Origin of the sequence: Pseudomonas sp. GM84 (genome assembly GCF_000282535.1) — a bacterium.
In the GTDB taxonomy this organism is placed as follows: domain Bacteria; phylum Pseudomonadota; class Gammaproteobacteria; order Pseudomonadales; family Pseudomonadaceae; genus Aquipseudomonas.
Map to the genome: position 1 here is coordinate 1 of NZ_AKJC01000173.1, position 2,456 is coordinate 2,456.

The following is a 2,456-nucleotide window of genomic DNA, read 5'->3' on the forward strand; positions in this document are numbered from 1 at the left end:
GGCTACCGCCTGTACCAGCCGCAGGACCTGCACAGCCTGGCGTTCATCAAGCGCTCCCGCGACCTGGGCTTTTCCCTGGAGGAAGTGGGCAAGCTGCTGACCCTGTGGCAGGACCGCCAGCGCGCCAGTGCCGACGTCAAGGCGCTGGCCGTGCAGCACATCGATGAGCTGAACCGGCGCATCGAGGAGTTGGTCAGCTTGCGCGATACCTTGAGCGAACTGGCCGCCCACTGCCAGGGCAACGACCGGCCCGACTGCCCGATTCTCAAGGACCTGGCCAACGGCGGCGAGTGCTGCCATTGACCTGCCTGGCCAGGCGGTCAAGTAATTGGTATGCCATATTAGCCTGAACCCGACCGAATAGTCGCCAAATGCGGCTTCGCCCAATAAATACGGGCATTTGCGCTCAAAAAATCCCGGACGCTGCCGATGCCCTGAGCATCGCGTGTCGATAAAAACAATCTCCGGGAGCGTCGATGAACATCAAACAGAAACTGACCTGGGCATTCGCGGTCATCGCCGCCTTGCCCATCGTCCTCGTGGCCACCCTGGTGGTCATCAACCTGCGCGGCGAAGCCCGCGATGGATTCCTCGACAGCAGCAGCCGCGAGATCCGCCAGGTCAGCAATGCCATGAACCTGTTCTTCCAGGGCATCACCCAGAACGTCGACTACCTGGCCAGCCTGCCAGAGGTCACCGGCGCGGGCGCCGACATCAAGAAGCACATCAGTGCCGATGCCGCGCAAATCGCCCCCGGTGAACACGACAAAGCGCTGTTCGAACTGTTCACCCGCCTGGCCAACAGCCACTCGGACTATGCCTACGTGTCCTATGGCCTGAAGGACGGCGGCTACGCGTTCTGGCCGGGTGACCCGAGCATGAGCAACTACGACCCGCGTACCCGCCCCTGGTACCAGACGGCCATGGCCAACCCCGGCAAGACCCTGCGCACGGCCCCGTACTACTGGGCGGGCGATGATGCGGTGCTGGTCAGTACCGTGCGCGCCGTGGCCAACCCGCTCGGCAACCCCGGTGGCGTGGTCAACATCGATGTGTCGCTCAAGGGCCTGACCGAGATCGTTCAGCAGATCAAGCTGGGCGAAAGCGGCTACCTGATCCTCATGGAAAACAACGGCAACGTGATGGTCGACCCGCGCGACGCCAGCCACAACTTCAAGCAACTGGCGAGCTTCGGTGACGGCTACGCCGAGCTGGCCAAGGCCGGCAAGGGTCTGGTCGAAGTCGACCTGGGCGGGGTGCGCTACATGGCCAACGTCTACCCCGACGAGAAGCTCGGCTGGACCTTCATCGGCCTGATCCAGCAAGGCGAAGTGATGCAGACCACCACCCGCCTGACCTGGCTCATCGGCACCATCGCACTGGTGCTGGCAGCGCTGTTCGCCGTGGTCGGCGCCGCCTTCGCCAAGCTCATCGTGCGCCCGATCAACAGCGTCACCAGCGGCCTGGAAGACATTGCCCAGGGTGAAGGCGACCTGACCCGCAACCTCGATGTACGCGGCCGGGACGAAACCGCGCAGTTGGCCAGCTGGTTCAACCAGTTCCTTGGCGCCATCCGCAGCTTGATCCAGCACATCGGCTCGGCCGCCAGCAAGATTCTCAGCACCTCCAGCAGCTCGACCCGGGTGTCCAGCGACATGGCCGAGGCCGCCGGGCGCCAGCGCGAAGCCGTGGACATGGTGTCCACCGCCTTCCACGAGATGGTCGCCACCGCCAACGAGGTCGCGCGCTCCTGCAGCCAGGCCGCGCAATCGGCCGACAGTGGCCAGCAACAGGCTCGCGAAGGCCAGCAGCAGATCGATGCGGCGGTGCACAGTGTCGACCGCCTGAGCCAGGAGATCGAACAGTCGGCGCAGTCGATTCAGCAACTGGAGCGTGACAGCAACGCCATTCAGTCGATCCTCGGCACCATCCGTTCGATTGCCGAGCAGACCAACCTGCTGGCATTGAACGCCGCGATCGAGGCCGCCAGGGCAGGCGAACAAGGTCGCGGCTTTGCCGTGGTGGCCGACGAGGTGCGGGCCCTGGCCAAGCGCACCGCCGACTCGACCGCCGAAATCGATGGCCTGCTCGGCAACCTGGCCAGCCGCACCGCCGAGGTGGCCGAGCAGATGCATGCGAGCCTTGAGGTGTCCCAGCAGTCCGTCAGCCGCATTGGCCTGGCCCGCGACAGCTTTGGTCAGATCCGCGAGTCGGTGGACATCATTCGCGACATGAACACCCAGATCGCCACGGCGGCGGAGGAACAGCACCAGGTGGCCGAGGACATCAACCGCCATATCAGCCAGATTCATGGCGATGCGCAGCTGGTGGCCGAGTTGGCCCAGGCGGCGCGGCAGGATTCGGAGAGCCTGGCCGGGTTGTCCAACGAGCTGGATTCGCTGGTGCGGCGGTTCCGTACCTGATCGGCAACCTGCTCCGGCCCTATCGCCGGCAAG

The 2,456-nt window shown here is 64.7% G+C and carries 2 protein-coding genes and 1 pseudogene; all 3 read left to right on the top strand.

The window, feature by feature from the left end; translation table 11 throughout:
• Window positions 1–303 (top strand): MerR family DNA-binding protein (locus PMI38_RS14615; RefSeq protein WP_008095311.1); only part of this gene is annotated, 303 nt, incomplete at its 5' end.
• A gap of 329 nt (window positions 304–632) precedes the next feature.
• A pseudogene (locus PMI38_RS27920) lies at window positions 633–1,565 on the top strand (cache domain-containing sensor histidine kinase); the annotation flags it as partial.
• 129 nt (window positions 1,566–1,694) lie between these two features.
• On the top strand, window positions 1,695–2,423 hold the full coding sequence (locus PMI38_RS27925) for a methyl-accepting chemotaxis protein (protein WP_373874196.1): 729 nt from the start codon (window positions 1,695–1,697) through the stop codon (window positions 2,421–2,423).
• Window positions 2,424–2,456: the final 33 nt, after the last annotated feature.

Coding starts and splice junctions, on each gene's coding strand:
- PMI38_RS27925 (WP_373874196.1), top strand. CDS start 1,695: ATGGTGTCCACCGCCTTCCACGAGATGGTCGCCACCGCCAACGAGGTC.